This window comes from Streptomyces sp. NPDC041108, from assembly GCF_055592645.1.
Genome location: NZ_JBVIYK010000009.1, coordinates 323153 through 348883 on the forward strand (window position 1 = coordinate 323153; position 25731 = coordinate 348883).

The 25731-nt window shown below is 70.8% G+C and carries 25 protein-coding genes; 12 read left to right on the top strand and 13 right to left on the bottom strand.

Annotated elements, in window-relative coordinates; translation table 11 throughout:
- Nucleotides 1-8: 8 nt before the first annotated feature.
- Together ACZ6BB_RS26225 and ACZ6BB_RS26230 are read right to left on the bottom strand one after the other, a co-directional pair.
- Nucleotides 9-236, bottom strand: a complete 228-nt coding sequence (locus ACZ6BB_RS26225) for a DUF3263 domain-containing protein (RefSeq protein WP_059080344.1) — start codon at nt 234-236, stop codon at nt 9-11.
- A 144-nt stretch (nt 237-380) separates the two neighbouring features.
- Nucleotides 381-1628 carry an extracellular solute-binding protein gene (locus tag ACZ6BB_RS26230; RefSeq protein WP_471617600.1) on the bottom strand — a complete coding sequence of 416 codons (1248 nt, stop codon included), beginning with the start codon at nt 1626-1628 and terminating at the stop codon, nt 381-383.
- A 230-nt stretch (nt 1629-1858) separates the two neighbouring features.
- Here ACZ6BB_RS26230 and ACZ6BB_RS26235 point away from each other — a divergent pair, with 230 nt between their 5' ends.
- The 3 genes from ACZ6BB_RS26235 (at nt 1859) to ACZ6BB_RS26245 (ending at nt 5173) form a co-directional block, all read left to right on the top strand.
- Entirely contained in the window at nt 1859-2839 is a 981-nt protein-coding gene (locus ACZ6BB_RS26235) for an ROK family protein (RefSeq protein ID WP_471617601.1), read from the top strand.
- Entirely contained in the window at nt 2839-4128 is a 1290-nt protein-coding gene (gene nagA / locus ACZ6BB_RS26240) for an N-acetylglucosamine-6-phosphate deacetylase (protein ID WP_471617602.1), read from the top strand. Before ACZ6BB_RS26235 ends, nagA begins: the two co-directional genes overlap by 1 nt.
- 118 nt (nt 4129-4246) lie before the next feature.
- Complete coding sequence (locus ACZ6BB_RS26245) at nt 4247-5173, top strand: 1-phosphofructokinase (RefSeq protein WP_471617603.1); 927 nt, start codon at nt 4247-4249, stop codon at nt 5171-5173.
- A gap of 10 nt (nt 5174-5183) precedes the next feature.
- Here ACZ6BB_RS26245 and ACZ6BB_RS26250 read toward each other — a convergent pair whose 3' ends face one another.
- The gene (locus tag ACZ6BB_RS26250; protein ID WP_471617604.1) at nt 5184-6173 is read right to left on the bottom strand and encodes a carbohydrate-binding protein; all 990 of its coding nucleotides are present in this window, start codon (nt 6171-6173) and stop codon (nt 5184-5186) included.
- 213 nt (nt 6174-6386) lie between these two features.
- Nucleotides 6387-8147: a diguanylate cyclase CdgB gene (gene cdgB / locus ACZ6BB_RS26255; RefSeq protein WP_471617605.1), complete on the bottom strand. Its 1761-nt coding sequence runs from the start codon at nt 8145-8147 to the stop codon at nt 6387-6389.
- A gap of 353 nt (nt 8148-8500) precedes the next feature.
- Between cdgB and ACZ6BB_RS26260 the strand changes: the two genes are divergently transcribed.
- Nucleotides 8501-8995 carry a DUF1877 family protein gene (locus ACZ6BB_RS26260; protein WP_471617606.1) on the top strand — a complete coding sequence of 165 codons (495 nt, stop codon included), beginning with the start codon at nt 8501-8503 and terminating at the stop codon, nt 8993-8995.
- Nucleotides 8996-9364: 369 nt separating this feature from the next.
- Nucleotides 9365-9877, top strand: coding sequence for a flavin reductase family protein (locus tag ACZ6BB_RS26265; RefSeq protein WP_471617607.1), 513 nt, complete (start codon nt 9365-9367; stop codon nt 9875-9877).
- A gap of 22 nt (nt 9878-9899) precedes the next feature.
- Here ACZ6BB_RS26265 and arfB read toward each other — a convergent pair whose 3' ends face one another.
- Nucleotides 9900-10328 carry an alternative ribosome rescue aminoacyl-tRNA hydrolase ArfB gene (gene arfB / locus ACZ6BB_RS26270; RefSeq protein WP_059080336.1) on the bottom strand — a complete coding sequence of 143 codons (429 nt, stop codon included), beginning with the start codon at nt 10326-10328 and terminating at the stop codon, nt 9900-9902.
- A 190-nt stretch (nt 10329-10518) separates the two neighbouring features.
- Here arfB and ACZ6BB_RS26275 point away from each other — a divergent pair, with 190 nt between their 5' ends.
- The gene (locus ACZ6BB_RS26275) at nt 10519-11094 is read left to right on the top strand and encodes a TerD family protein (protein ID WP_230221891.1); all 576 of its coding nucleotides are present in this window, start codon (nt 10519-10521) and stop codon (nt 11092-11094) included.
- Between the two features lie 184 nt (nt 11095-11278).
- On the opposite strand, the gene ACZ6BB_RS26280 is transcribed toward ACZ6BB_RS26275, so the two are convergent.
- Nucleotides 11279-11971, bottom strand: a complete 693-nt coding sequence (locus ACZ6BB_RS26280; RefSeq protein ID WP_471617608.1) for a hypothetical protein — start codon at nt 11969-11971, stop codon at nt 11279-11281.
- A gap of 163 nt (nt 11972-12134) precedes the next feature.
- Here ACZ6BB_RS26280 and ACZ6BB_RS26285 point away from each other — a divergent pair, with 163 nt between their 5' ends.
- Nucleotides 12135-13169: a bifunctional GNAT family N-acetyltransferase/NUDIX hydrolase gene (locus tag ACZ6BB_RS26285; protein WP_471617643.1), complete on the top strand. Its 1035-nt coding sequence runs from the start codon at nt 12135-12137 to the stop codon at nt 13167-13169.
- 101 nt (nt 13170-13270) lie between these two features.
- Here the strand turns inward: ACZ6BB_RS26285 and ACZ6BB_RS26290 are convergent, their stop codons facing one another.
- A complete protein-coding gene (locus ACZ6BB_RS26290; protein ID WP_471617609.1) occupies nt 13271-14803 on the bottom strand; it encodes a M1 family metallopeptidase in 1533 nt (510 codons plus the stop codon).
- A 7-nt stretch (nt 14804-14810) separates the two neighbouring features.
- On the opposite strand from ACZ6BB_RS26290, the gene ACZ6BB_RS26295 reads away from it, so the two are divergent.
- Nucleotides 14811-15311, top strand: coding sequence for a hypothetical protein (locus ACZ6BB_RS26295; RefSeq protein WP_319368013.1), 501 nt, complete (start codon nt 14811-14813; stop codon nt 15309-15311).
- Nucleotides 15312-15597: 286 nt separating this feature from the next.
- On the opposite strand, the gene ACZ6BB_RS26300 is transcribed toward ACZ6BB_RS26295, so the two are convergent.
- Nucleotides 15598-16266 carry a pentapeptide repeat-containing protein gene (locus tag ACZ6BB_RS26300; RefSeq protein WP_471617610.1) on the bottom strand — a complete coding sequence of 223 codons (669 nt, stop codon included), beginning with the start codon at nt 16264-16266 and terminating at the stop codon, nt 15598-15600.
- A 154-nt stretch (nt 16267-16420) separates the two neighbouring features.
- Here ACZ6BB_RS26300 and ACZ6BB_RS26305 point away from each other — a divergent pair, with 154 nt between their 5' ends.
- On the top strand, nt 16421-17629 hold the full coding sequence (locus ACZ6BB_RS26305) for an FAD-dependent oxidoreductase (protein ID WP_471617611.1): 1209 nt from the start codon (nt 16421-16423) through the stop codon (nt 17627-17629).
- 184 nt (nt 17630-17813) lie between these two features.
- Here the strand turns inward: ACZ6BB_RS26305 and ACZ6BB_RS26310 are convergent, their stop codons facing one another.
- Nucleotides 17814-19226, bottom strand: coding sequence for an NAD(P)/FAD-dependent oxidoreductase (locus tag ACZ6BB_RS26310; protein ID WP_471617612.1), 1413 nt, complete (start codon nt 19224-19226; stop codon nt 17814-17816).
- 118 nt (nt 19227-19344) lie between these two features.
- On the opposite strand from ACZ6BB_RS26310, the gene ACZ6BB_RS26315 reads away from it, so the two are divergent.
- Nucleotides 19345-20232 (top strand): aminoglycoside phosphotransferase family protein, encoded by an 888-nt coding sequence (locus tag ACZ6BB_RS26315; protein WP_471617613.1) that lies wholly within the window; start codon nt 19345-19347, stop codon nt 20230-20232.
- Between the two features lie 161 nt (nt 20233-20393).
- Nucleotides 20394-21707: a helix-turn-helix domain-containing protein gene (locus ACZ6BB_RS26320; RefSeq protein WP_471617614.1), complete on the top strand. Its 1314-nt coding sequence runs from the start codon at nt 20394-20396 to the stop codon at nt 21705-21707.
- Nucleotides 21708-21946: 239 nt separating this feature from the next.
- Here ACZ6BB_RS26320 and ACZ6BB_RS26325 read toward each other — a convergent pair whose 3' ends face one another.
- The 4 genes from ACZ6BB_RS26325 to ACZ6BB_RS26340 all read right to left on the bottom strand — a co-directional run bounded on the left by ACZ6BB_RS26325 (nt 21947) and on the right by ACZ6BB_RS26340 (nt 25254).
- Entirely contained in the window at nt 21947-22756 is an 810-nt protein-coding gene (locus ACZ6BB_RS26325; RefSeq protein ID WP_471617615.1) for a hypothetical protein, read from the bottom strand.
- Between the two features lie 253 nt (nt 22757-23009).
- Nucleotides 23010-23756, bottom strand: coding sequence for a hypothetical protein (locus tag ACZ6BB_RS26330; protein ID WP_471617616.1), 747 nt, complete (start codon nt 23754-23756; stop codon nt 23010-23012).
- Nucleotides 23757-24227: 471 nt separating this feature from the next.
- Nucleotides 24228-24953, bottom strand: coding sequence for a histone deacetylase (locus ACZ6BB_RS26335; protein ID WP_471617617.1), 726 nt, complete (start codon nt 24951-24953; stop codon nt 24228-24230).
- A complete protein-coding gene (locus tag ACZ6BB_RS26340; RefSeq protein ID WP_471617618.1) occupies nt 24922-25254 on the bottom strand; it encodes a UTRA domain-containing protein in 333 nt (110 codons plus the stop codon). Before ACZ6BB_RS26340 ends, ACZ6BB_RS26335 begins: the two co-directional genes overlap by 32 nt.
- A gap of 155 nt (nt 25255-25409) precedes the next feature.
- Here ACZ6BB_RS26340 and ACZ6BB_RS26345 point away from each other — a divergent pair, with 155 nt between their 5' ends.
- Nucleotides 25410-25649 (top strand): hypothetical protein, encoded by a 240-nt coding sequence (locus ACZ6BB_RS26345; RefSeq protein WP_471617619.1) that lies wholly within the window; start codon nt 25410-25412, stop codon nt 25647-25649.
- Nucleotides 25650-25731: the final 82 nt, after the last annotated feature.

Below are 25731 nucleotides of genomic sequence, written 5' to 3' on the forward strand. Positions count from 1 at the left end.
CCTATCCGTCATCGCTCGGCCCGGCGTCCCTCTCGGACTCTTCGCAGCCGGTTGACGGTGACCGGGTCGTGGGCGAGGGCGCGGGGGTCGTCGAGCAGTGCGTTGAGCAGTTGGTAGTACCGCACGGGGGCGAGGCCGAGCCGCTCCCGGATGACCCGCTCCTTGGCCCCGGGCCCGCCCCATCCCTGCCGCTCCACGGCGAGGATCGCCTGCTCCCGCGCGTCCAGCTCGTCCATGGGACGACGGTAACGGAGGGGTGTGACAGCGCGAGGGGGCGGGGCGGGGGGTGCGTTGTCGGGTGCCGGTGCGCGGGGAACTGCGCGAGAAGCCCCACCGGGGCCGTACCCGGGCACGCACCCGCCCCCGGCCAAGAGCACCCCTCACTCCTCCCGATCAGCAACAGTCGCCGTCTGCTGCAGCTCCCCGAGCACAGCTCCCGGCTTCGCATCGGGCCGTACCGCCCGCCCCACCTGCTCCTTGACCGCCGCGCTGACGTCCGACCAGGACGTCTTGCCCACGGGATACAGCTCCGCGCTGGGCAGCGCGTCGAGGAACGGTCCGAGCGCGGCCTCGCCCTTGTCCCCGGCCATCTCCTCGGACGCGGACGCGGTCACCGGCAGCAGGCCGTACTCCCGGGAGAAGTCGAGCACGTTCTCGTCGCTGTAGACGAAGTCGAGGAAGTCACCGATCTCCTCCCCGTGGCCGTTCTGCTTGAAGGCCATCATCCAGTCGGCGACCCCCATGGTCGCGTGCTCCCGCTCGTCGCGCCCGGGCATGGCGGCCGTGCCGTACTCGACCCCCTCGTCGGCGGCCATCCGCATCAGGCTGGGGTGCCCGTTGAGCATGCCGACCTCGCCCCGCGCGAACGCCGCGAAGGCGTCGGCACGGTTGAGTTCCCCGGGGGCGACGGGCCCGGTGAGGCCCCGGTCGACGAGCTTGTCCTTGAGCCAGGTGAAGGTGCGGACGTTGTCCTCGGAGTCGATCCGGTAGCTGCCGACGTTGTCGGTGTAGCCGCCCCCGCCGCTGAGCAGCCACTGCATGGTCTCGGCCTGCGCCTCCTCGGACCCGAGCGGCAGCGCGTACGGGGTGGTGACGCCGGCGCTGTCCAGGGCGGCGGCGTCGGCGGCCAGTTCGTCCCAGTCGCGCGGGGCGCGGTCGAGGCCCGCCTCGGCGAAGAGCTTCTTGTTGTAGAAGAGGACGCGGGTGGAGGCGGCGAACGGCATTCCGTACGCGACCCGCCGTACCTTGCCCGCGTCGGCGAGCTGGGGGAGGAAACCGGCCTGGACGGGGATGGACAGCAGGTCGTCGACCTCGTAGAGCCGGCCGGCCGAGGCGTAGTCGGCGTAGGTGCCGGCCTGTGCGAGATCGGGGGCCTCACCGGCGGCGACCATCTCCTTGATCCTGCGGTCGACGTCGTTCCAGGAGTAGACGCTGACGTCGACCTTCACGCCCGGCGTCCTCTTCTCGTACGCCTTCACGACCGCGTCCCAGTACTTCTGGGAGCTGTTGGCCTTGGAGTCGCCGTAGTCGGCGGCGACCAGTCTCAGCGTGACGCCGGAGCCCTCGGCCTCCGAGGCGCCGCAGCCCGCGAGCGTCGCCATCAGTCCCAGCGCGGTCAGTGCCGCCATGCCGCTGTTCCTGACTCCGGTCTTCGTCCGCCTCTGCCGCTGTCGCACTCCCACTGCCCCAAACCTGTCGCACGAGCCCCGCGCACAACAGCCTGAATCACAGGCTCCGCACATAAGGCCGTTGATCGCTCAACTTCCCAGTCTTTCCATAAGGTCTACACCACAAGGTCTACACCACGACTCGGTAAGTGGACTAGACCTCTCGTGGGTCAAAGGGCCACACTGTCCCCGTGAGACATGTCATCGCCCTCGATGTGGGCGGCACCGGGATGAAGGCCGCACTGGTCGGGGCCGGCCCCGTGCCCGGCGGACCCCCCGTGCTGCTGCACCAGACGCGGCGCGCCACCGGACGCGAGCGTGGGGCGGAGGCGGTCGTCGGCTCGATCCTCGACTTCGCCGCCGAGCTGCACGCCTACGGCGAGCGGCACCTCGGCGAGCCCGCGGCCGCCGCCGGGGTCGCCGTGCCCGGCATCGTCGACTCCGACCGGGGCATCGCCGTCTACGCCGCCAACCTCGGCTGGCGCGACGTCCCGTTGCGCGCGCTCCTCGCCGAACGCCTGGGCGGCGTCCCGGTCGCCCTCGGCCACGACGTGCGCACCGGCGGACTCGCGGAGGGCCGCGTGGGCGCGGGCCGGGGCGCGGACCGCTATCTCTTCGTGGCGCTCGGCACCGGGATCGCCGGCGCGATCGGCGTCGACGGCCGGGTGGAGACCGGCGCCCACGGCTTCGCGGGCGAGATCGGCCACATCGTCGTACGGCCCGGGGGCACCCCGTGCCCGTGCGGCCAGCGCGGCTGTCTGGAACGGTTCGCCTCCGCGGCGGCCGTCAGCGAGGCATGGGCGGCGGCCTGCGGCGACCCCGGGGCCGACGCGGCGGACTGCGCCAGGGCCGTCGAGTCGGGCGACCCGCGCGCCGTCGCCGTCTGGCAGCACGCCGTCGACGCCCTCGCCGACGGTCTCGTCACCGCCCTCACCCTGCTCGACCCCCGCACCCTCATCATCGGCGGCGGTCTGGCGGAGGCCGGTGACACCCTGTTCGCGCCGCTGCGCACCGCCGTCGCACACCGGGTCACCTTCCAGAAGGTGCCCGGCATCGTCCCGGCCGCGCTGGGAGACACCGCGGGCTGCCTCGGCGCCGGCCTCATGGCCTGGGACCTCATCGCCCCCACGACCCCCACGGCTCCCAAGGCCCCTTCGGAGGTAACCACCTGATGGCCCCCGCATTTTCCGACCCCGGGTCCGACAGCACCCCTTCAGGCAGCGGCCCTTCAGCCAGCGCCCCTTCAGGAGCGGGGGGAGCCGCGCGAGAAACCACGAACAGCGCGCGGCCGCCGCACGGGGCACAGCCCTACGTCCTCGAAGGCGCCGCGGTCGTCCTCCCCACCGGCACCGTGCAGAACGGCCGAGTCATCGTCGACGGCACCAGGATCGCGGGAAGTGCCCCGGAGAACGCCCGCACCGTCGACGTCCGCGGCCACTGGCTGGTCCCCGGCTTCGTCGACCTCCACAACCACGGCGGCGGCGGGGCCTCCTTCACCTCCGGCACCGTCGAGGACGTCCTCCACGGCATCCGCACCCATCACCTGCACGGCACCACCACCCTCGTCGCCTCCACCGTCACCGGCGACATGGACGGCCTCGCCCACCGCGCCGGCCTGCTGTCCGAACTCGCCGAGCAGGGCGACCTCGCCGGCATCCACTTCGAGGGCCCGTTCATCTCCCCGTGCCGCAAGGGCGCGCACGCGGAGTCGCTCCTGCGCGACCCCGACCCCGCCGAGGTCCGCAAACTGATCGACGCGGCACGCGGCAGGGCGGTGATGGTCACGCTGGCCACCGAACTCCCCGGCGGCCTCGACTCCGTACGCCTCCTCGCGGAACTCGGCGTCATCGCGGCGATCGGCCACACCGACGCCACGTACGAGCAGACGGTCCGGGCCATCGACGCGGGCGCGACCGTGGCGACCCACCTGTTCAACGCGATGCCCCCGCTCGGCCACCGCGAGCCCGGCCCGATCGCCGCACTCCTGGAGGACGACCGGATCACGGTCGAGCTGATCAACGACGGTACGCATCTGCACCCGGCCTCCCTGCAACTGGCGTTCCGTCACGCGGGCGCCGGCCGGGTCGCGTTCATCACCGACGCGATGGACGCCGCCGGCTTCGGTGACGGCCGCTACATGCTCGGCCCGCTGGAGGTCGAGGTCGCCGACGGCGTGGCCCGCCTGGTGGAGGGCGGCTCGATCGCGGGCTCCACCCTCACCCAGGACCGTGCCCTCAAACGCGCCGTCACCGTCGACCGCCTCCCGGTCGAGGACGCCGTCGCCGCCCTCTCCGCCAACCCGGCCCGCATCCTCGGCCTCTACGACCGCATCGGCTCCCTCGACCCGGGCAAGGACGCCGACCTCGTCCTCCTCGACGCGGACTTCGACCTCAAGGGCGTGCTGCGCAAGGGCGAGTGGGTGGTGAACCCGTTCGGCGACCGGCCCGGGCAACCGGCCTGATCCGGCCGCCTGCCGGCCCGCGGTGCGCGGCGGCGGACGACCAGGGGGTCTGGGCCGGCCGCCGCGCGTTTGGCATGATCGAGCCTCCGCGCAGCCGAGTCCCAGGGGGTGAGCCCAGGTGATCCTCACGGTCACCCTGAACACCGCTCTCGACCTCACCTACCGCGTACGGGAACTCCGACCTCACGCCACGCACCGGGTGACGGACGTGACCGAACGCCCCGGCGGCAAGGGCCTGAACGTGGCCCGCGTCCTGGCGGCGCTCGGCCACGAGGTGACGGTCACCGGCTTCGCCGGCGGCGCGACCGGCCGGGCCCTGCGGGACCGGCTCACGCACACACCGGGTGTGGTGGACGCGCTGCTGCCGGTGGAGGGGGCGACCCGCCGTACGGTCGCCGTGGCCGACGTGAGCGGTGACACGACCCAGCTCAACGAACCGGGCCCGCTCATCGCCCCCGCCGAGTGGTCCGCCTTCCAGGAGGCGTACGTCGATCTGCTGCGCTCCGCCTCGGTGGTGGCCCTGTGCGGCAGTCTGCCGCCGGGCGTGCCGGTGGGCGCGTACGCGGGTCTGATCCGCACGGCCAGGACCCTCTCCGTGCCCGTCCTGCTGGACACCAGCGGCGAGCCCCTGCGCCGGGGGGTGGCGGCCCGCCCCGACCTGGTGAAGCCGAACGCCGACGAACTGGCCGAACTCACCGGCTCCCACGAGCCGTCCCGCGCGACCCGGGACGCCCGCCGCCGGGGCGCCCAGGCGGTCGTCGCCTCCCTCGGCCCCGAGGGCATCCTCGCCCACACCCCCGAGGGCAGCTGGCGCGCGGTCCCCCCGCGCCGCTTCCGCGGCAACCCGACCGGAGCGGGCGACTCGGCGGTGGCGGGCCTGCTCTCCGGCCTGACCGACCGCCTCCCCTGGCCCGACCGCCTGGCCCGGGCCGTGGCCCTGTCGGCGGCGACCGTACTGACCCCGGTGGCGGGCGAGTTCGACCGTCAGGCGTACGAGGAACTGGTGGGGCGGGTGACCGTGACTCCGGAGGTCACGGCGGCGTGAGCGAAGGCTCTCAGCCCTTTTTCTCCTCGTTCTTGCCGGCCAGGTACAGCTGGTCGATGTTGACGTCGCAGGAGTTGCCCTGCTCGCACGAGATCTTGATCTCGTTGGTGCCCTTGTTGAGCTGGACGGCCGCCCAGGTGTACGTCCAGCCCTTCTCGTAGTCGCCCTCCGGGCCCTTCGCGAAGTTCTCGAGGTTGAGCGGGCGGCTCTGGGCCGTGCCGTTGACCGTCAGCGTGGCGTTCGCGTCCTTGCCGGGCACACCGTAGATGACGTACAGCCGGTAGGAATCGGCCTTCGGGACGTCGGCGGCCTTCCATGTCACCGACGACCCCGTCGAGTTGAAGTTCCCCACATAGAACCCGCCCTCCGACTTCGCGCCGGGGACGTCCGAGGCGATGGCCGCGTTGCCGCCGAGGAGGAGCGTCTTGGCCTCGGCCTTGGGGAGTTCGCCGGCCTCCGCCTTCTTCGACTTGCTGGGCGACGGGCTGGGGTCCTTGCTCTCCCCGGTGGTGGGGGTGGGGCCGGCGCCGGTGCCGTTGCCGGACGCGTCGTCGCCCTCGTCGCCGCCGAGCATGACGACGCCGATACCGATCACGACCGCGGCCACGACGGCGATCGCGCCGATGAGGAGGCCCTTGGTGTTGGGGCCACGGCCGCGGCCGCCGCCTCCGTTGCCGTATGCCTGCTGCCGGGTCGTCGGGGCACCGCCGGAGAAGCTCTCGGGGGCCTGGTAGTGCGCGTTCGGCCGGCCGGGGGCGGTCGGCTGCTGGCCGTACCCCTGCTGCGGGACCTGCCCGTACTGCGCGGTGGCGGCCTGCGGAGCCTGCTGGGTCTGCTGACCGTACTGGCGTTCGCCGACCGGCCGCGACCGGTTGACCGCGTTCGGGTAGCCGTAGCTCGCGCTGGGCGGCTGGGCTCCTCGGGCCTGCCCGTCCTCGTAGAGATAGCCGAACGGGTCGTCGTCCTCGGGCGTGCTCGCGCCGTTGTTGCCGGGCGTCATCCCTAGGTCTCCTCAGCGGTGCGGTACTTACACGTACGGGTGGCGGGTCATTGCTTCGGGGTGTAGGAGAGCGAGCCTACCCGCTCGTGGTGACCCAAACTGGTGACTCGGACCTCATCACCCGGCCCGCCCACCGCCCACCAGCCGACTTCCCGCAAGCGCACGCCTCTGACCTGCGCTGATACGCGCATGTATGCAGCGTCACTCCGGACGCTACCCGGCCCGCCTGTGCTGTCTGGGACGAGATCGTTTCTCGACGTACATCCGCTCGTCAGCCGATTTCAACACCTCGTCCGCCGTCATTCCGCAGTGGGCCCATCCGATACCGAAACTGGCGCCGACGCGCATCGCGCGGCCGTCGACCCGGATCGGCTGGATGATCTCGTTGCGCAGGCGTACGGCGAGGTCCTGGGCGTCCGCGCGGCCGAGGCCGTCGGCGAGGACGACGAACTCGTCGCCGCCGAGCCGGGCCACCGTGTCGCCGTCGCGCACACCCCGGCTGAGCCGCCGGGCGACCTCGATGAGGACGGCGTCGCCCGCGTTGTGCCCGAACCGGTCGTTGATCGACTTGAACCCGTCGAGGTCGCAGAAGAGCACCGCGAGCCCCTTGGTCCCGTCGTCCCGCTCGTCCTCGGGCGCGACCGTGTGCACATGGTGGTCGAAGGTGTCGAACGGTCCGCCGGCCCGGTGGAAGTCGAAGGCGTGCCCGTGGTGTCCCGCGGCCTCGTAGTCGTCGAACGACGGGTGCGGCAGCCGCGCCGCGTGCTCGGCACCGCCCTCCCCGAACTCCCCGAACCCGCCGCCGAAGTCCCCCTGCTCCCCGAACTGCCCGAAGGCCGCGTTCATGGAGTCGGCCGCCGCACCGGCCGGGAGCGACTGGGGGCGCTGGCAGAGGCGGGAGGACAGGCGTGAACGCAGTTCCGCGGAGTTCGGCAGCCCGGTCAGGGCGTCGTGCGAGGCCCGGTGCGCGAGCTGCAGCTCACGCCGCTTGCGCTCCTCTATGTCCTCCACGTGGGTGAGCAGGAACCGGGGCCCGTCGGCGGCGTCCGCGACCACGCTGTTGCGCAGCGACACCCATACGTACGTCCCGTCGCGCCGCCCGAGCCGCAGCTCCGCGCGCCCGCCCTCGGCGGAGGTCCGCAGCAGGGTGCCTATGTCCTCGGGGTGGACGAGGTCGGAGAAGGAGTAGCGCCGCATCGCGGAGGCGGGCCGCCCGAGCAGCCGGCAGAGCGCGTCGTTGGTCCGCAGGATCCGTCCGTGCTGGTCGCCGCCCATCTCGGCGATGGCCATACCGGAGGGGGCGTACTCGAAGGCCTGCCGGAAGGACTCCTCGCTGGCGCGCAGCGCCTGCTGCTCCCTTTCGAGCCTGACCAGTGCCCGCTGCATGTTGGCGCGCAGACGGGCGTTGCTGATCGCGATGGCGGCCTGGAAGGCGTACATCTGGAGCGCTTCGCGGCCCCATGCGCCCGGTCGCCGACCGTTTCGCGGCCGGTCCACCGACACGACACCGAGCAGCTCGCCGCAGGAGGCGCCACTGGCACCCGGGGTGTACATCGGGGCGAAGAGCCGGTCGGAGGGGTGCCATTCGTCCTCGAACCGGGGAGCGGGGCCGTCGGTGTACCACTGCGGCACGTCGTCCTCGTCGAGCACCCAGCCCTCGGTGTGGGGTATGAACCGCAGGTCGCCCCACGCCTCGCCCATGCTCAGCCGGCGGTCCCAGGCTTCGCGGGAGCCGACGCGGCCGGTGATCAGGGCCTCGGCGGCGCTGTTCCCGGCGAGGGCGGCGACGACCAGGTCGCCGTCGGGGCGGACGAGGTTCACACAGGCCAGTTCGTAGCCCAGGCCGTTGACCACGCCGTCGGCGACGGTCTGCAGCGTGTCGGCCAGGCTGCGCGCGGTGTTCATGTCCGCCATCACCTGGTGCAACTGCCGCAGCGTCGTCAGCCGGACGTAGGGCTCCGAGTCGGTTTCCATTCGCCCTCCCCCCGAGATCTCGTGGCAGCTCCAGGCTCCAGGTAACCTGCTTAACTCGCGGGCTTACTACCGCTTACAGTTCCCGCTTACAGCTTGCAGCGTCCCCGCCACTGAATCACAGCGCGAAGCCCACTCGGTACACAGGGTCAACAAAATATGGCTCCTGTGACTCAAGTCACAACAGAACATGAGCAATTGAGTGGAGTTTATGCGTTTCTCTCGTGTGCTTCCTGAACAGAATTCAGAACTCTGTGTAGGCGTTGTGCGCGAGCCTGATCGGCCCCGATCGCGGCGGATCACGACGGATCGAGAAGGATCACCACCGCTCACGCACCGGCCCTAGCATGGGGCCCATGGGGGACACGGCGGAGTACCTCCGCCTGACGGCGGACGAGTTGGAGCGGATCGAGCGGGATCCCGACTGGGCCTGGAACCACATGGAGGACGTCCGCGAGGGCGAGGAGTACATCGAGCCGGCTCCCCGGGACGCGCGCTACTACGCCATCGGCTCCCGGGCCCTCCTGGATCTGCTGCTGCGCCGCGCCGGGTTCCCCGTGGACGTGACCCGCGGCGAGCAGCCGGTCCGCTACCCGGACCCGCGCGACGGCGACTACCACCACCTGACCGCCGAGCAGGCCCGCACGGCGGCGAACGCGCTCGCCGCGCTGCCGTACGACCGGCTCGTCGCGGGCACCGACCCGCACGAGCTCGTCGAGGCCGGCCTCTACCCGGACGCGCCCACCGCTGCCCTGCACCTCGGCTCCGGGCGGCACCAGTACGGCGAACTCGGGGAGTTCCTGGGCGCGGCGGGCCGCGAGGATCACGCCGTCCTGGTCTGGCGGCTCTGACGGTCTCTGGCGGCTCCGACGGTCTCTGCCGGCTCTGCCGGCTCCGACGACTCCGACGACTCCGACGGCCGAGGCTGACGGCCGGGTCTGCGGGCCGCGGGGTGCCGGGGTTCGCGGAAGGGCCTGCGGAAGGTTCTCGGCACAGGTTCCTGAGGCAGGTTCCCGGGGCCGTCGGGGGCCCTAGGTCGCAGGTCCGGGGACGGATGGGGCGAGGGCCCGATGTGCTAGGCCGGGCCCGGGAGCTAGCGTGCGGGAGTGCCGAAGAATCCGTTGACAGCCCCTCCCCCGGTTTCCCCCGCCCGTTCCCGCCTCTCCCCGGCCCGGCCCCCGGTTTCGCCCGCCCCTCCCCCCTCGGTACATGCTGAGGGGGTGAGCGAAGAAGAATTCCGTGCCGCGATGTCCCGCCTGGCGGCCGGTGTGGTCCTGGTGACCGCGCACGAGGCGGCGCTGGATCCGGACGGGCCGCGCGGCGAGGACGTCGGGATGACGGCCACCTCCTTCATGTCCGTGTCCCTCGACCCGCCCCTCGTCATGGTCAGCCTGCGCGAGGGCTCCCGGATGGACGACCTCCTCGCCGAGCAGCCGCTGTGGGCGGTCTCCGTCCTCTCCGAGCACCAGCGCACCGCGGCGGCCCGTTTCGCCATGAAGAACCGCGTCAGCGACCGCCTCCTCTTCGAGGACCTCGCGCACACCAGGGGCGAGACCAGCGGCGCCCTCCTGATCGACGGCGCACTGGCCACCCTGGAGTGCCGCACCGAGCAACGGGTCACCGCCGGCGACCACACCCTGGTCATCGGCCGCGTGCTCGTCGCGACGGCGGCGGGCACGACCACGGGCCCCCTCAGCCACTTCCGCGGCCGCTACCGGCAACTGGCTCCGTAGGACACGACCCGCCGCGTACCCCTCAGCCCCAGTCCCGCCCCGACCGTCCCCGCTTGGTGTCGGACCGCTGCTTCTTCTCCCGCAGCCGCCGTTCGTTGATCCCTCTCGGGATACGGGTCGCCCGCCGCGGCTTGGGCGGCGGCGCGGTCGCCTCCGCGAGCAGCGCGGCCAGACGTACGGCGGCGGTCTCCCGGTTGCGCCACTGGGAGCGGTGCTCGGAGGCCCGGACGCTGACGACCCCGTCGACGAGCCGGCCCGCGAGACGCTCCAGCGCACGCGCCTTCCACACCTCGGGCAGCGCCTCGGTGTTGGCCAGGTCGAAGCGCAGCTCGACCTGGGAGTCGCTGGTGTTGACGTGCTGACCGCCGGGACCGGAGGAGCGGGAGAAACGCCACTGGAGCTCGGCCTCGGGGAGCGAGACGGAGCCACGGATGACGTGAGGACCGGACATGCCCCCATGGTCGCGCGGATGTCCGGTCCACGTCACGCCCTTTTCACCGCGCCCCGGAACCATGAGTAAAGAAAGTAAAAAGCGCTGGAACCTCTGGCGCCCCTCCCGACGTTCATAGGGGTACAGGTAGCTTCGTCCCCGGCACGAAGCCTGTAAGGCACGTACGCAACGAGGGAAGGACTCCCAAACCATGGCTGTAAGCCTGTCCAAGGGTGGCAACGTCTCGCTCACCAAGGAGGCTCCGGGCCTGACCGCCGTCACCGTGGGCCTCGGCTGGGACGTCCGCACCACCACCGGCACGGACTTCGACCTCGACGCCTCCGCGATCGCGGTCAACACGCAGGGCAAGGTCTACTCGGACGGCCACTTCGTCTTCTTCAACAACAAGCAGACCCCGGACCAGACCATCGTCCACACCGGCGACAACCGCACGGGCGAGGGCGCCGGCGACGACGAGGCGATCAACGTCAACCTGGCGGGCCTCCCCGCCGACATCGACAAGATCGTCTTCCCCGTCTCCATCTACGACGCCGAGAACCGCTCGCAGAACTTCGGCCAGGTCCGCAACGCCTACATCCGCATCGTCAACCAGGCCGGCGGCGCCGAGATCGCCCGCTACGACCTCTCCGAGGACGCCGCCACCGAGACCGCCATGGTCTTCGGCGAGCTGTACCGCAACGGCGCCGAGTGGAAGTTCCGCGCGGTCGGCCAGGGTTACGCCTCGGGCCTCGTCGGCATCGCCCAGGACTTCGGCGTCAACGTCTGACGTTCGACCTGACGCCCGGGGTACCGCAGCTCCCGGCGCACCGCGCCACCGCACCACCGCACCACGACGCCGAAGGCCCCGCCCCCGACATCCCCTGTCGCGGCGGGGCCTTCGGCCGTCCCGCCCGCGCCCGCGCGCCCTCGCCCCTGCCCCTGCCCTTTGTCCCGCCCGCGCTCGACCCGGGTCACACCCGCCAGTCGGCGGAGTACTGGATGTGCAGCGAGGCGGGCACGCCCCGTCGGTTCTGCGGCCGCGACCAGGGCCCCGCGCCCAGTTCCACACAGAAGTGCCGGGCGTGCGGATGCCGGTGCTCGAACGACGGGGCCTCGTCGACGAGCCCGCGCAGGAGAGCGCCGCGCTCACGGAACGCGGTGGGGCTGCCCACGACGAAGAGCGTGTGCGCGGCGATGTCGAAGGCGAGGTGGTCGCGGTAGGACCGGTGGTGCCACCGTTCGAACCGGACGGCGTCCGCCTCCGGGAAGTCCCCCTCCGGAGTGCCCGTCGTCTGCGGCCTGCCCGCGTCGAGCCGTGCGCGCACCTGTTTCCACGACGCCGTCGGGAACCGCAGGCTGTGGTGGAGCAGAACCAGGTCCAGCGAGACGGGTTCGCCCTCGCCGCCCTCGCCGCCCTCGCCACCGCCGTCGACGCCGTCGGGGGCGGGGTGGGCGCGGATCGGCAGATGGACCAGTGACCGGGCGGACCGGGCGGCCAGCGCCCACAGCGCGACCAACTGCTCCGCGCCGGCCCGGTCGGCGTACATCGACAGCCAGTGCCGGTCGTCGCGCAGCACCAGCCGTGCGGGGGACGGGGCCGGCCGGATCACCCGCACCTCGTCGCCGCCCAGCCGGGCCCTGTGCACCCGAATCCTCTGCTCCACGCGCTCCCCCTCGCCCCTCGCCCCTCGCCCCTCGCTCTCCGCGGCTCCCGCACGCCGGGGAAGCGGTCGGGAGAAACTGTAGGCCGGGCCCGCGACGGCGCCGCCCCGAGCCGAGCTGAGCCGATGCGGGCTGTCGGACCCGGTCGATAGCGTGCGGGGCATGCTGCTGCTCGCGCCCCTCCGTACCGCCCTGGACGGAACCGTCCCCGGCCCCCTCCTCGACGAACTCACCGCCCTGTACTCCTCCCAGCGCGACTTCTACTCGCTGAGCGGTGACTTCCCCGACGCACACGACATCCGTCCCGAACAGGTGGCCGAGGCACTGTCGCTGGAGCTGGCCGACCCGGAGACGGAGATCCTGCTCGCCCGCGAGGCCGGGGAGGGAGGCGAGGCCGGGGACGGCGGGAACGGGGACGGCGGGAGCGGGGAGGGGCGGCTCGTCGGGGTCGCCATCACCCTCGCCCGCCATCCCGATCCGGCCGACCCGGACCCGTGGATCGGGCTGCTGCTCGTCGACGCCACCGCCCAACGGCGGGGATACGGAAGCCAGTTGGCGAGCCTCGTCGAGGAACGCTTCCGGCAGGCGGGGCGTACCGCCGTGCGGTTGGCGGTACTCGACACCAACCCCGGCGGCCTCGCGTTCTGGACGTCCCTCGGCTACGAGGTGATCGAGCAGCGCCGGGACCGTCAACTGGGGCGTCCCTGCAGCGTGTTGCGCAAGACACTGCGTACGCCGCGCCAGGCCGCACGGGTCGCCGTACTCGATCCGGACGGCGCGGTCTTCCTGTTCGAGTACCACAACGAAGAGGTGGGTGCACACTGGGCCCTGCCCGGAGGCGGTCTGGAGGCCGGTGAGACACCGCGCGAGGGGGCCCGGCGGGAACTGCGCGAGGAAACGGGCTGGACGGACGTCGAGCCGGGCGCCTTCCTCCACACCTGGACCCATGACTTCACCCGCGCCGGCGTCCCCGTCCGCCAGCACGACCACCTGTACGTCGCCCGGGGCCCGCGCCGCGAGCCGGGGGGCGGCCTCCTCGCCACGGCGCGCGCGGCGGAGGGCATCCTGGCCTGGCGCTGGTGGACCCGCCACGAACTCTCCCAGGCGACGGAGGCCGTGTGGCCGCCCGAACTGCCCCGTCTCCTGACCGAGTTCGAGGAGTCGAAGAGATCCCCGCAGCGAGGAACCGGCTGTCCTTGACTCCTCGACACTTCGACACCTGGACACCTGGACACCTGGACACCTGGACACCTGGACACCTGGACACCTGGACACCTCGGCACCTTTGACCACTCGGCTCCTCACGCCTTCGGCGGCCTGCCCTCCCCGTACAGCCAGTCCTTCCAGACCGGGGTCAGGTCCGCGTCCGGAGCCGCCTTCGCCGCGAACTTCTCCGCGTACGCCGTGAAGTCGGCCGTGTCCGCGTTGCCGTGGCGATGGGCGGTCGCCCAGCCCCGGATCAGCGCGAAGAACGCATCGTCGCCGACAGCCTCGCGGATCTTGTGCAGGACCATGGCACCGCGCTCGTACACGGGGCTGTCGGAGATCCGCGCGGCGCTCGGCGGCTTCGCGGGCGGGAAGTCCCAGACGGCCTCGTTCGCCTCGGCGTCCCGGAAGTGGTCGCCCGCGTACAGCGCGTCGAAGGTCTCCTGGGCGGTGTCACCGCCGTGGTCCTCCTCCCACAGCCACTCGGCGTAGGTGGCGAATCCCTCGTTCAGCCACATGGCCCGCCAGCTCCTGGGGGTGACGGAGTCGCCGTACCACTGGTGGGCCAGTTCGTGGACGAGGAGCGAGAGGTCAGGGGCACCGGGGAAGACGGGCCGGTTCTGGGTCTCCAGCGCGTACGCCACGTCCTGTGGCCGTTCGACGATCGCGCCGGTGGAGGAGAAGGGGTACGGGCCGAAGTTTCCCTCCGCCCACTCGACGACCTCCGGGATCCGGCCCAGGACCGCACGGCTTTCCCCGGCCTGCGTGGGATCGACGGCCACGTACACCGGCAGCCGGCCCTTCCCGCTGCCCCTGCTCACCGTCGAGCGCTCGATCTCGTACCGGCCGATCTCGTACCGGCCGATCGCGATCGTGGCCAGATAGCTCGCCATCGGCTCGGCGACGCGCCAGGAGTACGTCGTACGACCGCCTTCGCCGGCCTCGCTCGTCAACTCCCCGTTGGAGACGGCCCGCAGGCCCTCGGGGACGGTGACCGTGATGTCGTAGGCCGCCTTGTCGGAGGGGTGATGGTTGCCGGGGAACCAGGTCATCGAGCCCGTCGGTTCGCCGAGAGCGAGGGCGCCGTCGGCGGTCGGCAGCCAGCCCTCCCGCGAGCCGTCCGGGTCGGTGATCGTCTCCGGGGTGCCCGCGTAACGCACTGTCGTACGGAACCTCTCCCCCTCGTCGAGCCCGCCCCCGGGGGTGATCGTCAGCTCCTGTCCCGCCCGCTTCCAACGCGCCGCCGCACCCTCGACGGCGACCGCTTCGACGTCCATGCCCTGGAGATCGAGGCTGAACGAGCCGAGGTCCCGCGTCGCCCGTGCGGTGATGACGGCGGTGCCGCGCAGGCGGGCGCCGGTGTCGGTGTCGGTGTCAGTGTCGGACGGGGGTGTGTATACGAGGGTGAGGGTGTAGTGCGAGACGTCGTAGCCCCCGTTGCCCAGCTTGGGGAAATACGGGTCCCGCAGACCGGCGGAGCCCTTGCGCGTCCCTTCCTCGCCACCGCCGCCACCTCCGCCTCCGGTGCACGACGTGAGCGTGACTGCCAGTGCGACGGCGAGCAGGGCGGACGGGACAACCGGTGCGGATCGGGACACGTCGGGGATCCTATGAGGACATGACACCATCGCCTACGTGCTCGACATCGGCTACGCCCTCTCCAACCGCTTCCCCGATCCGCCGCAGACGGACTACCGCCGCGCCGACGTGTACGCGCTGCGGCACGACCTGTTCTGCGGTGACGTCTACCTCGCCGACACCAAGGCGGACCGGGAGCTGTCCACAGCCTGGGGATGGGTGCCGGTGCTGGACTTCGCGTGGGCGCTGTGCGACATCGTGGAGCGGCTCGACCAGGACCCCGCCGGTTCCCGCGCCTCCCGCCCCCAGCACGCGGAACTCGACTTCACCGAGTCCACCGACCGCATGCTCTTCGAGCGGCGCTTCGGGTGGGTGGACGTGGAGGCCGACTGGATGCCGGCGGAGGACCCCCCGCTCACCTTCTCCCACACCGAACTCCGCCGCGAGGCCCGAGACTTCCTGCACGACGTGATCGCCGACCTCTGCGACCTCCACGAGGCCCTCGCCGAAAACCCAGCGATCTGGACCCTCCAGTCCCGCTTCCCGAGAATGCCGTAAGGGTTCGGGGGGTTCTTCGTCCGCGGCCCGCTGGGGCTCGTCGCGCAGTTCCCCGCGCCCCCGAAAGACGCGGCCCCCGAAACCTTGAAAGACAGCCGGCGTCAGTCCTGAATGGCAGCCGGTGTCGGGCCTGAAAAGCAGTGGGCGCAGCCCCTGCTTTTCAGGGGCGCGGGGAACTGCGCGAGAAGCCCCACCGGACCCGCGGCCGGGGGTCGAAGGGGCGCAGCCCCTGGAGGATGGGACGGGTAGGGACGGCGGGGGCGAATCACACCCGGCACCCCGAACGTCACCCCTCCACCCGAATCCCCATCTCCCCCGCCAACACCGGCGCCAGATCCATCAACTGAGCCGCACTGATCACCGCCCCCGACAACCGCTCCACCCCCCGCACGATCTCCACCGACGCGGCCCCCCGCAGATCCACATCCACCAAGGTCACCCCGGTCAGATCAACCCCCTTGAGCGCGCACCCCACAAACGCCACCCGCTCCAACCGCGCACCCCCGAAGTCCGGCTCGACCAGCACACAGTCCTCGAAAACCACATCCCTGAGCCGAGCCTCACGCAGATTCAGGTAGTCGATCTTCCCCCCACGCACCAGCACCCGCTCCAGCACGGCCCCGTGCAACCGCACCCCACCGAGCCGCGCGTCCACCAGCTCCACATCACGCAGCGTCGCCTCGCTCAGATCCGTGCCGACACCCCGTATCCCGGTGAGGACGGAGTCGAGCACCCGGGCCCGCCGCAGCCGCGTCTCGTCGAGCGCGCACCCCGTCAGCGCGCAGTCCATGAACCGGGCACCCCCGCCGTCCTGCCCCACGAAGTCCCGCTCCCGGAACTCCAGCCCGTCATAGTCCCCGTCGGGCTCCAGCTCCCCGCCCGCGAACGCCTCCAGCACCGGCAGCCGCACCTCCGGCCGCCGCGCCGCCTTCACCACCGACCTCGCCCTCACCATGCCCCCATCGTGCACCCCACCACTGACAGTCCACGTGACCTGCGCGAACACCGCGCCGTAACCCGGCCATGTCACATTCCGGCGCCCCGACCCGTCGTACGCACAGACAGCCGCGTACCGGCCCGGCCGACACCGACCCGAGGGAGCCCCAGCCATGCCCACCAGCCGAACCCACAGCTCCCTCACCGTCATCGGCGGCGGCTTCGCCGGACTCACCGCGGCGATCACCGCCGCCGAGGCGGGCGCACGGGTCACCGTGTACGAGGCGCACCACACGCTCGGCGGCCGGGCCCGGACCGCGGAGGGGCCGTACCGGACCAACGAGGGACCGCACGCCTTCTACAGCGGCGGCCCGCACTGGACGTGGCTCACCCAACGGGACCTGATCGGGCCGCTCGCCCCGCTCCCGCCCCTGGAGGCCGCCCGGCTGCGCCTGCACCACAAGGGGGTCCTGCGCCGGACACCGCCGTTCGCGATGCTCAAGCTCCTGCGCCCGCGCCGCACGGGCCCGCACGCGCCCGTGGACGTCGACTTCCTCACCTGGGCGACCGGGCAGGCCGGCGAGGAGGGCGCGCGCGCCGCCGCCCACTACGCGGCGGTGGCGCTGTTCCACCACGACCCGGGCTCCCTGTCCGCCGCGTTCGTGCAGGAACGGCTGCGCCGGGCCACGAAGCTGCCCCCCGAGGCGCACTACCCGCGCGGCGGCTGGGCGAGCGTCATCGACCGGATGGCGGCCCGCGCCTGGAACCTGGGCGTCCGCATGGAGACCCTCAGCCGCGTCGACGGCCTCGACGACCTCGGCGGCGGGGGCACCGGCCCGATCGTCGTCGCCACCTCCCTGGACGCGGCCCGCCGCCTGCTCAAGGACGACTCGCTGACGTGGCCGAGCGGCCGTACCGCCCTCGTCGACCTCGCCGTACGCACCCGTCGCGGCGACGCGTTCGCCGTCTCCGACCTGGACGCGCCCGGCTGGATCGAGCGGTTCACCGCGCAGGACCGCACGCTGGCTCCCGCCGGCGAGCAACTGCTCCAGGGGCAGTTCCCGATCGGCCCGCACGCGTCGCGGGCCGACGGTGTCACCCGCGCCGAACACCTGCTCGACCTGGGCTTCCCCGGCTGGCGGGACCGGGTCACCTGGCGCCGCGAGTCAACGTCGAACGGCCGTACGGGCGCGGTCGACCTGCCCGGCACCACCTGGCGCGACCGCCCGGCCGTGGACCGCGGCGACGGCGTCTACCTCGCGGGCGACCAGGTGGCGGCCCCGGGAGTCCTCTCGGAGGTGTCGTTCAACAGCGCCCTGGCGGCAGTCTCCCTGGCCCTGGGCCGCAGGTCACGAACCTCCCGGAACCTGAAGCGCGCGTGAGCCCGGCACCGAGGCCGGGACCGAATGCCGACGGCTGACGGCTGACGGCTGACGGCTGACGGCCGGAAGCCTGCCGCCCTGCCTCCGGCGGCAGGCCGCCGGAGGCAGGGCGGCGTGCCCGTCCCGGTGCGCACCCGCACCCCAACGCCCATCCCACCGACCCCGCGCCGCCCACCCCGCACCCTCAGTGCCGCCCCGCCACCCGGTCCGCCACCTGCGCCAACCTCGACGACTCCCCCTTGTTCGAAGCGGCCTCCCGCCGGTCCGCGGCGCGGTACGTGGCGTACATGCCCTGCACCCCCGCCCACCGCAGCGGCTCCGGTTCCCACTTGCGCACCCGGTGGTTCACCCACGGCAGCGAGGTCAGCGCGGTGTCCCCGGCCTGCCCGGAGTCCCGCCGGACGAGGTCGCGGAGGGTGCGGGCGGCGAGGTTGGTGGTGGCCACACCGGAACCGACGTAGCCGCCGGCCCAGCCGAGCCCCGTCGACGGGTCGAGGGTGACCGTGGCACACCAGTCGCGCGGCACCCCGAGCACGCCCGACCAGGCGTGGTCGACCCGCACCCCCGCCAGCGAGGGGAAGAACCGCACCAGGATCTCGTACAGCGCCTCGACCGTCGCCGCCTGCGTACGCCCGTCGTTGTCCGTCCGCGACCCGAAGCGGTACGGCACCCCGCGGCCGCCGAGCGCGATCCGGTCGTCGGCGGTGCGCTGCGCGTACATGTACGCGTGCGCCATGTCGCCGAGCGTCTCGCGGCCCTCCCAGCCGATCGATGCCCACTGTTCGCCCGTCAGCGGCGCGGTGGCGATCATCGAGGAGTTCATGGGCAGCCAGGTCCGCCGCTGGCCCTTGAGCTTCGCCGTGAAACCCTCCGTGCAGCGCAGCACGTAGGGCGCCCGGACCGTGCCGTACGGCGTGACCGCGTGCCCGGGAAGGATCTCGGTCACCGGCGTCAGCTCGTGCACGGTCACCCCCAGCCCCTCGACCACGGCCGCCAGCCCCGTCACCAGCTTCACCGGGTTCAGCCGTGCCCCGTGCGGCGTCCACGTCGACCCGACGGCGCCCGCGACCCTGATCCGCTCGGCCGTCTCCCGCGCGCCGTACAGCTCGCGGTCGTCCTCCCCGTACGCCCTCTCGTGCTCGTGGAAAGCCCTGAGGCGACTCAACTGGGCCGGGGTGTAAGCGACTTCGAGCACCCCGCCCCGATGGATGTCCGCCTCGACGCCCTCCTCGCCCGCCACCCGCACGACCTCGTCGACGGTCTCGTTCATCGCCCCCTGCAACCGCACGGCGGCCTCCCGCCCGTGCAGTCGCGCGTACCGGTCCCGCCCCGCGATCCCGTTGTAGAGCCAGCCGCCGTTCCGCCCCGAGGCCCCGTACCCGCAGAACTTCTGCTCCAGGACGACGATCCGCAGATCGGGCGCGGCCTTCTTCAGGTAGTAGGCCGTCCACAGCCCGGTGTACCCGCCCCCGACGATCGCCACGTCGACGGCCGCGTCCCCGGCCAGCGGCTCCCTCGGAACGGGGAGGCCGGCCTGCGCGTACCAGAAGGAGATCCCACCGTTGACGGTGCCGGCCATCGCGTCCGAGCTGCTCATGGCGGGACGCTAACCCCTGCCGAGGGGCCCTGTCTCCTACGGATTTCGTGGCCCACGAGCCGCCGCCGGGCCGGAAATCGAAGGCGTACGGGGCCGGTACGCCCGTAGGGTCGCCCACATGACCGACCCCGTCCCGGTACCGGAGGAACTGGCCGCCACGCTGGAGAAGTACTTCGAGGAGAAGGGCCGCTCCTTCGCCGCCGCCCTGCCGGACCTGGCCGCCCGGTTCCTGGACCACTGGGGGCTGCGCCCCGACGGGGCGGCCATGCACGGCATGTGCGCCCTGGTCCTGCCCGTGGTCCGCACGACCGACGACACCCCGGCCGTGCTCAAGCTGCAGATCCTCGACGACGAGAGCGAGGGCGAGCCGGTCGCCCTGCGCGTCTGGAACGGCGACGGGGCGGTACGGCTCCTGGACCACGATCCCGGAACGGGCACCATGCTGCTCGAACGCCTCGACCCGGCCCGCATGCTGTCCCACGAGCCCGACACCCGCGCGGCCGTCCTGGTCATCGCCCGCCTCCTCGCCCATCTGACCGCCACCCCGGCCCCGCCGGCCCTGCGCCGCCTGGCCGACATCGCGGCGGACCTGCTGGACCGCACGCCCCCGGTGCTGGCCCGGATCCCGGACCCGTCCGACCGCCGTCTGATCGCCGACTGCGCGGCGGCGCTCCGCGAAGTCATGGCCGAACCCGGCGATCGCCTCCTCCACTGGGACCTGCACTTCGACAACGTCCTGGGCGCCGACCGCGCCCCCTGGCTCGCCATCGACCCGAAGCCGCTCGCCGGGGACCCCGCCTTCGACCTCTGGCCCGCCCTCAACAACCGCTTCGACCCGGACGACGTCACCTGGCGCTTCGACGCGATGACCGACGTCCTCTCCCTGGACCGCGACCGCGCCCTCGCCTGGACCCGCGCCCGGCTCCTCCAGAACGCCCTCTGGGAGATCGAGGAGGGGCGGCCCCTGGACCCGGAGGACCTGGAACTCGCCCGCCGCCTGCGCTGATCCGCCGCACGCACCTGTTCCTCGGCCTCGCGGACCCTCCGGCCGGGGCACGCCCCCGTGCCCGCCCCCACGACGGGTGGAACCACCCCAGGCCTCCCATGCTCTCTCCTCATGAAGCAGTGCCCGGGACGCCGTCCTGGGACGCGAGGCAGGGGGATCCGGTGCCGTCCCAGGACGAGGTGGAGGAGTTCGCGGCACTGCTGCGGCGCCTGAAGGCCCGCACGGACCGCAGTTACGCGGCCCTCGCACGCCCCCTGGACATCAACGCCTCGACACTGCACCGGTACTGCGCGGGGGAGGCCGTACCGCTCGGCTTCACGGCCGTGGAACGGTTCGCCGCGCTGTGCGGGGCCGGCCCGGCCGAACGGGCCGAGCTGCACCGGCGGTGGATCCTGGCGGTCGCGGCACGACAACGCTCCCGGACGGCGGCCACGCCCACCCCGGACGCCACCGAAGCCACCGAGGCCACCGGGTTCGCGTCGTCCGGCGCGTCGTCCGGCGCGGCCCCCGACACCGCGCCCCCGGCACCACCCGCCCCTGCCCCCGCCCTCCCGCCCACTCCCTCACCGGCCCCGCGAACCCCCTGGTACAGGCGCCGCGCCGCGGTCGCCGCGGTTGTCGTGACCGCGCTGGCAGCCGCCCTGGGCGTGCTGTCCGCGCTGACGTCCACGACGACCGCGCAGACGGCGGGCCCGCGGCCCGGCTCCCCGACACCGTCCGCGCCCGTCTCCCCCGCACACGTCCTGCCGCCCGACGCGCCCACGCCGAAGCCGACCCCCGCGGGCGGCCGCTCCCCGAACCCGTCCCCAAGCCCGTCCGCCTCCGCCTCCGCCTCCGCCAAGGAAGCCGACCCCGGAACGACCGCCCCACCCCTCACCTGGACCGTGAACTCCCAGCTCTGGGCGACCGGTTGCGACCACGACTACGTCATCGACAAGGCACCCCGGCAGGTACCGCCACCCCCGCTCCCCCAGGACGCCGGCCCCTGGGCGCGTTCGCAGGGCGCGGTGCACGGCGGCCAGACACTCGTGGACATCACCGTGCAGGGCCGGACGGACACGGCCGTCGTCCTGAAGGCCCTGCGCGTCCGCGTCGTGGACCGGGCCGCCCCGCTGAAGGGCACCGTCTACTTCACGGGCCAGGGCTGCGGCGCCGATCTGGACCCCCGCACGTTCGCGGTGGACCTGGACACGGACCGCCCGCTCGCCCGCCCGGCCCAGGGCGGCGAGGGCGGCACGGGCGCCCCGGCCAGGCGCATGCCCTACCAGGTCTCCGCGAAGGCCCCCGAGGTCCTGATGATCGACGCCCGCACCGTCGACTGCGACTGCAACTGGTACCTGGAACTCGACTGGTCCGCACAGGGCCGTGCCGGCACCGAACGCATCGACGACCACGGCACCCCGTTCCGCACCAGCGGCACCAAGGGCCTGCCGCAGTACTGGTACGCGAACGACGGCTGGACCCCCGCGAACTGAGCCCAAGGAAAAACCCCAGGCCAGAGAACATCTGGCCTGGGACAGCAACAGAGCCCCCTGTCGGATTCGAACCGACGACCTACGCATTACAAGTTGTCCGATCATGGTCTGACGAAGTCCGTGAGCGTCCACAGATACACGCTCTCGCCTGCTGAGCGGGTGTCCCAAACGGCGGTGGGCAAAGGTGGACGCTCGCGGAACGCACAGCTACTGAGACCGCAAATGAGACCCGAGCCGCATCACGTGTGCGCAGACGCCCGCTCCTTGTAGAGGCTGAAGCCGTATTCGACCATCTGCACCGCTAGCGTGGTGACCCAGACCATGATCTTGTAGTCGGTGGAAAGCCTGGCGAGCGCGATGTTCCCTACCCGGCCCATCACTTCCCGCTCCAGGAAAGCCATGCTGTGGACGTCTCCGTGAGCGAGGGCACTGCACGCACTCCAGACGGCCTCGGCCTGCTCTCCTCCCACGCCCGCTAGGTGATCACCAGCAGTGCAGACCATCTTCTTGTAGCCGAAGGCCAGTTCCTTCTTCACATCGCTCAGTGGGATCCCAGCACCAACGGCCAGATCCGTGATCTCCTTCGTACGTTCAATCTTGGTACGCCTCGGGGCCTTACTGAGCAGTTGGTGCATACGGTCCGAGTGGCTGTTGCTGTCCACTTGTAGAGCGAGCCGGCGCTGAATGCGTGTCAGCCGCTTGCCCGGCGCGAGCAACCAGACCGCCCGAGCACCGTTCTCGAACGCCCCGCGCAACAGTGTCGCCTGGGCGTAGGTATGCAACGTGACCGTGATCTCGTCGCCCCGCTGGTCGCCGACCAAGCTGCGGCGGAGACAGTGCAAGTGATCGCTTGCGACGGTGAGCGCCTGCCACGCCAGGTGAGATACCTGGTACGGATTGGTTTTGGCATCATCGCCCGCCAAGTCGCTGCCCGGCTGTACGTCCCAGGCTGACGAGGGCGTAGTGGTGAGCTCCTCGTAAGGCTTCGTCTGCTCCAGCTTCGCCAAGATCACACGAAGATACTGCTGCTCGTCGTCGCTCGTTGTCACGGGATGAGGCTATTGGCTGGCCCCGCCGACACACGAACGGTTTTCAAGACCGGCCACTAACTGCTTGACAGATGCACTGTGACCTGCTCTTTCTTGGTTCGGATGTGGTGGACGCCTGCCGCTTTGGCCAGAGGATGGCCAAAGGGCGGTCTGGGATCGCGCTTTCACGCCGACCACCCGCACCGCAAGCACTCGCTGGGGACGGGGGAACGCACCGCTACTACAAGAAGGAATCACATTTCGACTCGTGCACCTAGCTAGAATTCGACGGATCCCCGATGGCACTGAGGACAACTTGCCCCTGCTTATCGACGAAGTGCGTTGCGACCTGCTGGGCATAACCAAAAACAATAGCATATCCGATAATTTGCGCTGACGAGTCAAGATTTGTTAGCCCTGGCACGAATTGGGCTCGCATCAAAAGAAGCCCGATGAGCGCAGTCAGGGCGCCGGTTGGAAGCTTGAGAACAGCTAGAGCCACCGGCACATTATAGGGAGAAGACGTACCTTTAATGCCGCGCAATGAAACGGCAGCCGCCACGGCTGCAGCAACCATTCCACAAATCTCAACGATTACATAATCTGGCGGCGAAGCAGCATCTCTCACCGGCCCAGAAGAGACTTCATTTGCTGACGGGCAAACAATTTCGTCATACTCGGGGCGGAAACACAACGGAACATACTCTGGGTGGACCGCTGCAAGAAGGCCGACGATGACCGCCAGGAAAGCTAGAACCGCTGACACGTTATAAACCGTGTGCACAAAACTGCCAGCCCGGGCCACTTCGCGCTGCAATGCCAAGCGGGCCGCCCAGGTCGCATCAACGAGAGTTTCCCGCTCAGGAGGAGAAATAGATGCAGCATGGCTGGCAATTTTTTCGACGTGTACTCTGCGTGGGTCTTCTTCCGAGAGATGCTCTCCGATGAGCAACACTAGTCCGGGCATGAGAGCTTCCAGTTCCTCGTCAGTCAACAGACGCAACAAGATGCAATGAGCCATGTCGACATGTGTTTGAGCAACGGCTAGGTGTGCCGTACGCCGCCACCACGGACAGGAATGACTTAGGGCATCGTCCGCAACAGTCAGCTCGTGCAATGCCGCTGAAGCTAGCGCTTCATCCTTTGGGCTCTCAGCGATGGCCCGTTTTTCCTCAAGGACGACCCGGAGTTCGCTGATGCGAGCTCTGAGGCCTTCCCGAAGTTCCCAACCTCCAGCCTCGAACTTCCTCCTGGCCCTTCTAGAAATATTCAGGACTCGACCGTTGCTCATGACATGAGTAGTACCGACTTGCCAAGGTCTCCCATCGGGCAAGGGGCAGATTCCCCCGTTCGCCGTGCCGTCAGAGTGAAATAGCCACGGACCCCTGGTAAGAGGATGGTCAGAACGAGCGATCTGAAACCGTCAAGCGTCCAATAGCGGTACATAGTTGAAGCAATAGCCGCACGTCGACACTGGTGCCACGTGCGAATCTCATACGTCCTCGCTCAAGATGTCGGCAATGGCTTGCTCCGACCAGTGACCGGTAGCCCCGGGGCACGCCGCTACGTACGAGGCCACCGCCTCTGCGTCCCACGCGCCGGCCGACATGAGCCCTGAAGCCAAGAAACGCACATATGCAGCGGAGGGAGGGACCCATTCGGCGTCCTGCACGCCCCACGGAGCGGTGAAGGTCAGAACCGGCAATTCCTCGACCTGACCAACACAAACAAGCGTCTCGTAGCGCCCCTCGCCCAGCACGGCGCGCCCCTGGGTCAGCACGTCCACCAGATCTACGCCGGCACCTGGTTCCCTGTACATCTCTTGAGCCGCGATGTCAGAGAACTGGTCGACAGTCACTAGGTGAGCCCTGGCCAGCACACGCCCACTCGCTTGAGGGTCGTAGAAGGCCCTGCCCCCTCCCCACACAGGTGACTCCGTGGCGAAGTACAGAGCACCGGTCAGTTCAACGGGGATGGAACGGGCGGGCATTGTCGGGTTCCGGCACCCCGGATACTCCCTCGCCGCGCCGGGTGGGCGACCGCCCCGGATGTATGCGGCGAGCCGGTCGAGGTGCATGTTCGAACCGTAGGACGTGTACCAGACCCGTTCCGGGTGATGATCGGTCGGCAACGTCGAGTCGATGCTGTGTAGTGCCTTCACTCTCACTTGCTCCTGGGAGACGCGCTCAGTCTGCCGAAACGTCGTACCTGATGACATGACGGTCTCCCGGAAGGATCGTGATCATTACTCGAAGAGGCCGGTTGTTTTCGTCGTAACCCGTGCGCATGTGCACGGCGACAGGGGTGGCGGAGGGCAGCGAGAGCTTTTCGACCTCCGCGCGGGTCGGCATTCGCACGGTGATCTCGTCCCGGTAGCGAGCCTGTACAAGGCCAACACTGGCCAGCACGCCACCGGGCGCTGACACGTCTTCAGGCAGCATGAGCGGCGTGCCTCGGACCAGTTCCTCAGGGAAGTAGGAGTCAGCCAGGGCGTACGGATCCTGGTCGACTATGCGCACTCGTTCCCGGACGACGGTCAGTGCGGTCTCGGGGTCCCACCAAGACACTCGCCGATGCCCGCCGCGCTGAGCTGCTGACCGCGACCTAGTGGGCATTCAACGCAGGACGCCATGATCAGGATGTACCGGAAGCAGAAGCCAAGGCGTTGGCCTGGGTGGAACGCAATGCGCCGGCCGTAGTCGACCTGGACAACGCGAAGCGAGTGCGCGCGGTGTTGGAGCACCTGGCCAAGCGCCAGGACGGCAAGGCGGCTGCCGCCAACACGTTCCGGCGGCGCCGTGCGGTGCTGAGCAACTGCCTGCGCCGGGCCGTGGAACACGAGTTGCTGCCCGGCAACCCCCTGCACCGCGTGCACTGGGAGACGCCCAAGGCGGTGGAAGAACTAGACGAGTAGTTCCTATTGCGGGGTTCACGGACGCAGGGAGGGTGTCCAACATCGGGTTGTGACGACCGAGTTAGACACCCTCTTGACCGCA

What these genes read in the sequence shown, in the direction of transcription:
- ACZ6BB_RS26225 (WP_059080344.1), bottom strand. Translation starts at nt 236, where the DNA reads ATGGACGAGCTGGACGCGCGGGAGCAGGCGATCCTCGCCGTGGAGCGG.
- ACZ6BB_RS26230 (WP_471617600.1), bottom strand. Translation starts at nt 1,628, where the DNA reads ATGGCGGCACTGACCGCGCTGGGACTGATGGCGACGCTCGCGGGCTGC.
- nagA (WP_471617602.1), top strand. Translation starts at nt 2,839, where the DNA reads ATGGCCCCCGCATTTTCCGACCCCGGGTCCGACAGCACCCCTTCAGGC.
- ACZ6BB_RS26250 (WP_471617604.1), bottom strand. Translation starts at nt 6,173, where the DNA reads ATGACGCCCGGCAACAACGGCGCGAGCACGCCCGAGGACGACGACCCG.
- cdgB (WP_471617605.1), bottom strand. Translation starts at nt 8,147, where the DNA reads ATGGAAACCGACTCGGAGCCCTACGTCCGGCTGACGACGCTGCGGCAG.
- ACZ6BB_RS26260 (WP_471617606.1), top strand. Translation starts at nt 8,501, where the DNA reads ATGGGGGACACGGCGGAGTACCTCCGCCTGACGGCGGACGAGTTGGAG.
- arfB (WP_059080336.1), bottom strand. Translation starts at nt 10,328, where the DNA reads ATGTCCGGTCCTCACGTCATCCGTGGCTCCGTCTCGCTCCCCGAGGCC.
- ACZ6BB_RS26275 (WP_230221891.1), top strand. Translation starts at nt 10,519, where the DNA reads ATGGCTGTAAGCCTGTCCAAGGGTGGCAACGTCTCGCTCACCAAGGAG.
- ACZ6BB_RS26290 (WP_471617609.1), bottom strand. Translation starts at nt 14,803, where the DNA reads ATGGTGTCATGTCCTCATAGGATCCCCGACGTGTCCCGATCCGCACCG.
- ACZ6BB_RS26300 (WP_471617610.1), bottom strand. Translation starts at nt 16,266, where the DNA reads ATGGTGAGGGCGAGGTCGGTGGTGAAGGCGGCGCGGCGGCCGGAGGTG.
- ACZ6BB_RS26305 (WP_471617611.1), top strand. Translation starts at nt 16,421, where the DNA reads ATGCCCACCAGCCGAACCCACAGCTCCCTCACCGTCATCGGCGGCGGC.
- ACZ6BB_RS26310 (WP_471617612.1), bottom strand. Translation starts at nt 19,226, where the DNA reads ATGAGCAGCTCGGACGCGATGGCCGGCACCGTCAACGGTGGGATCTCC.
- ACZ6BB_RS26315 (WP_471617613.1), top strand. Translation starts at nt 19,345, where the DNA reads ATGACCGACCCCGTCCCGGTACCGGAGGAACTGGCCGCCACGCTGGAG.
- ACZ6BB_RS26330 (WP_471617616.1), bottom strand. Translation starts at nt 23,756, where the DNA reads ATGGCTCATTGCATCTTGTTGCGTCTGTTGACTGACGAGGAACTGGAA.
- ACZ6BB_RS26335 (WP_471617617.1), bottom strand. Translation starts at nt 24,953, where the DNA reads ATGTCATCAGGTACGACGTTTCGGCAGACTGAGCGCGTCTCCCAGGAG.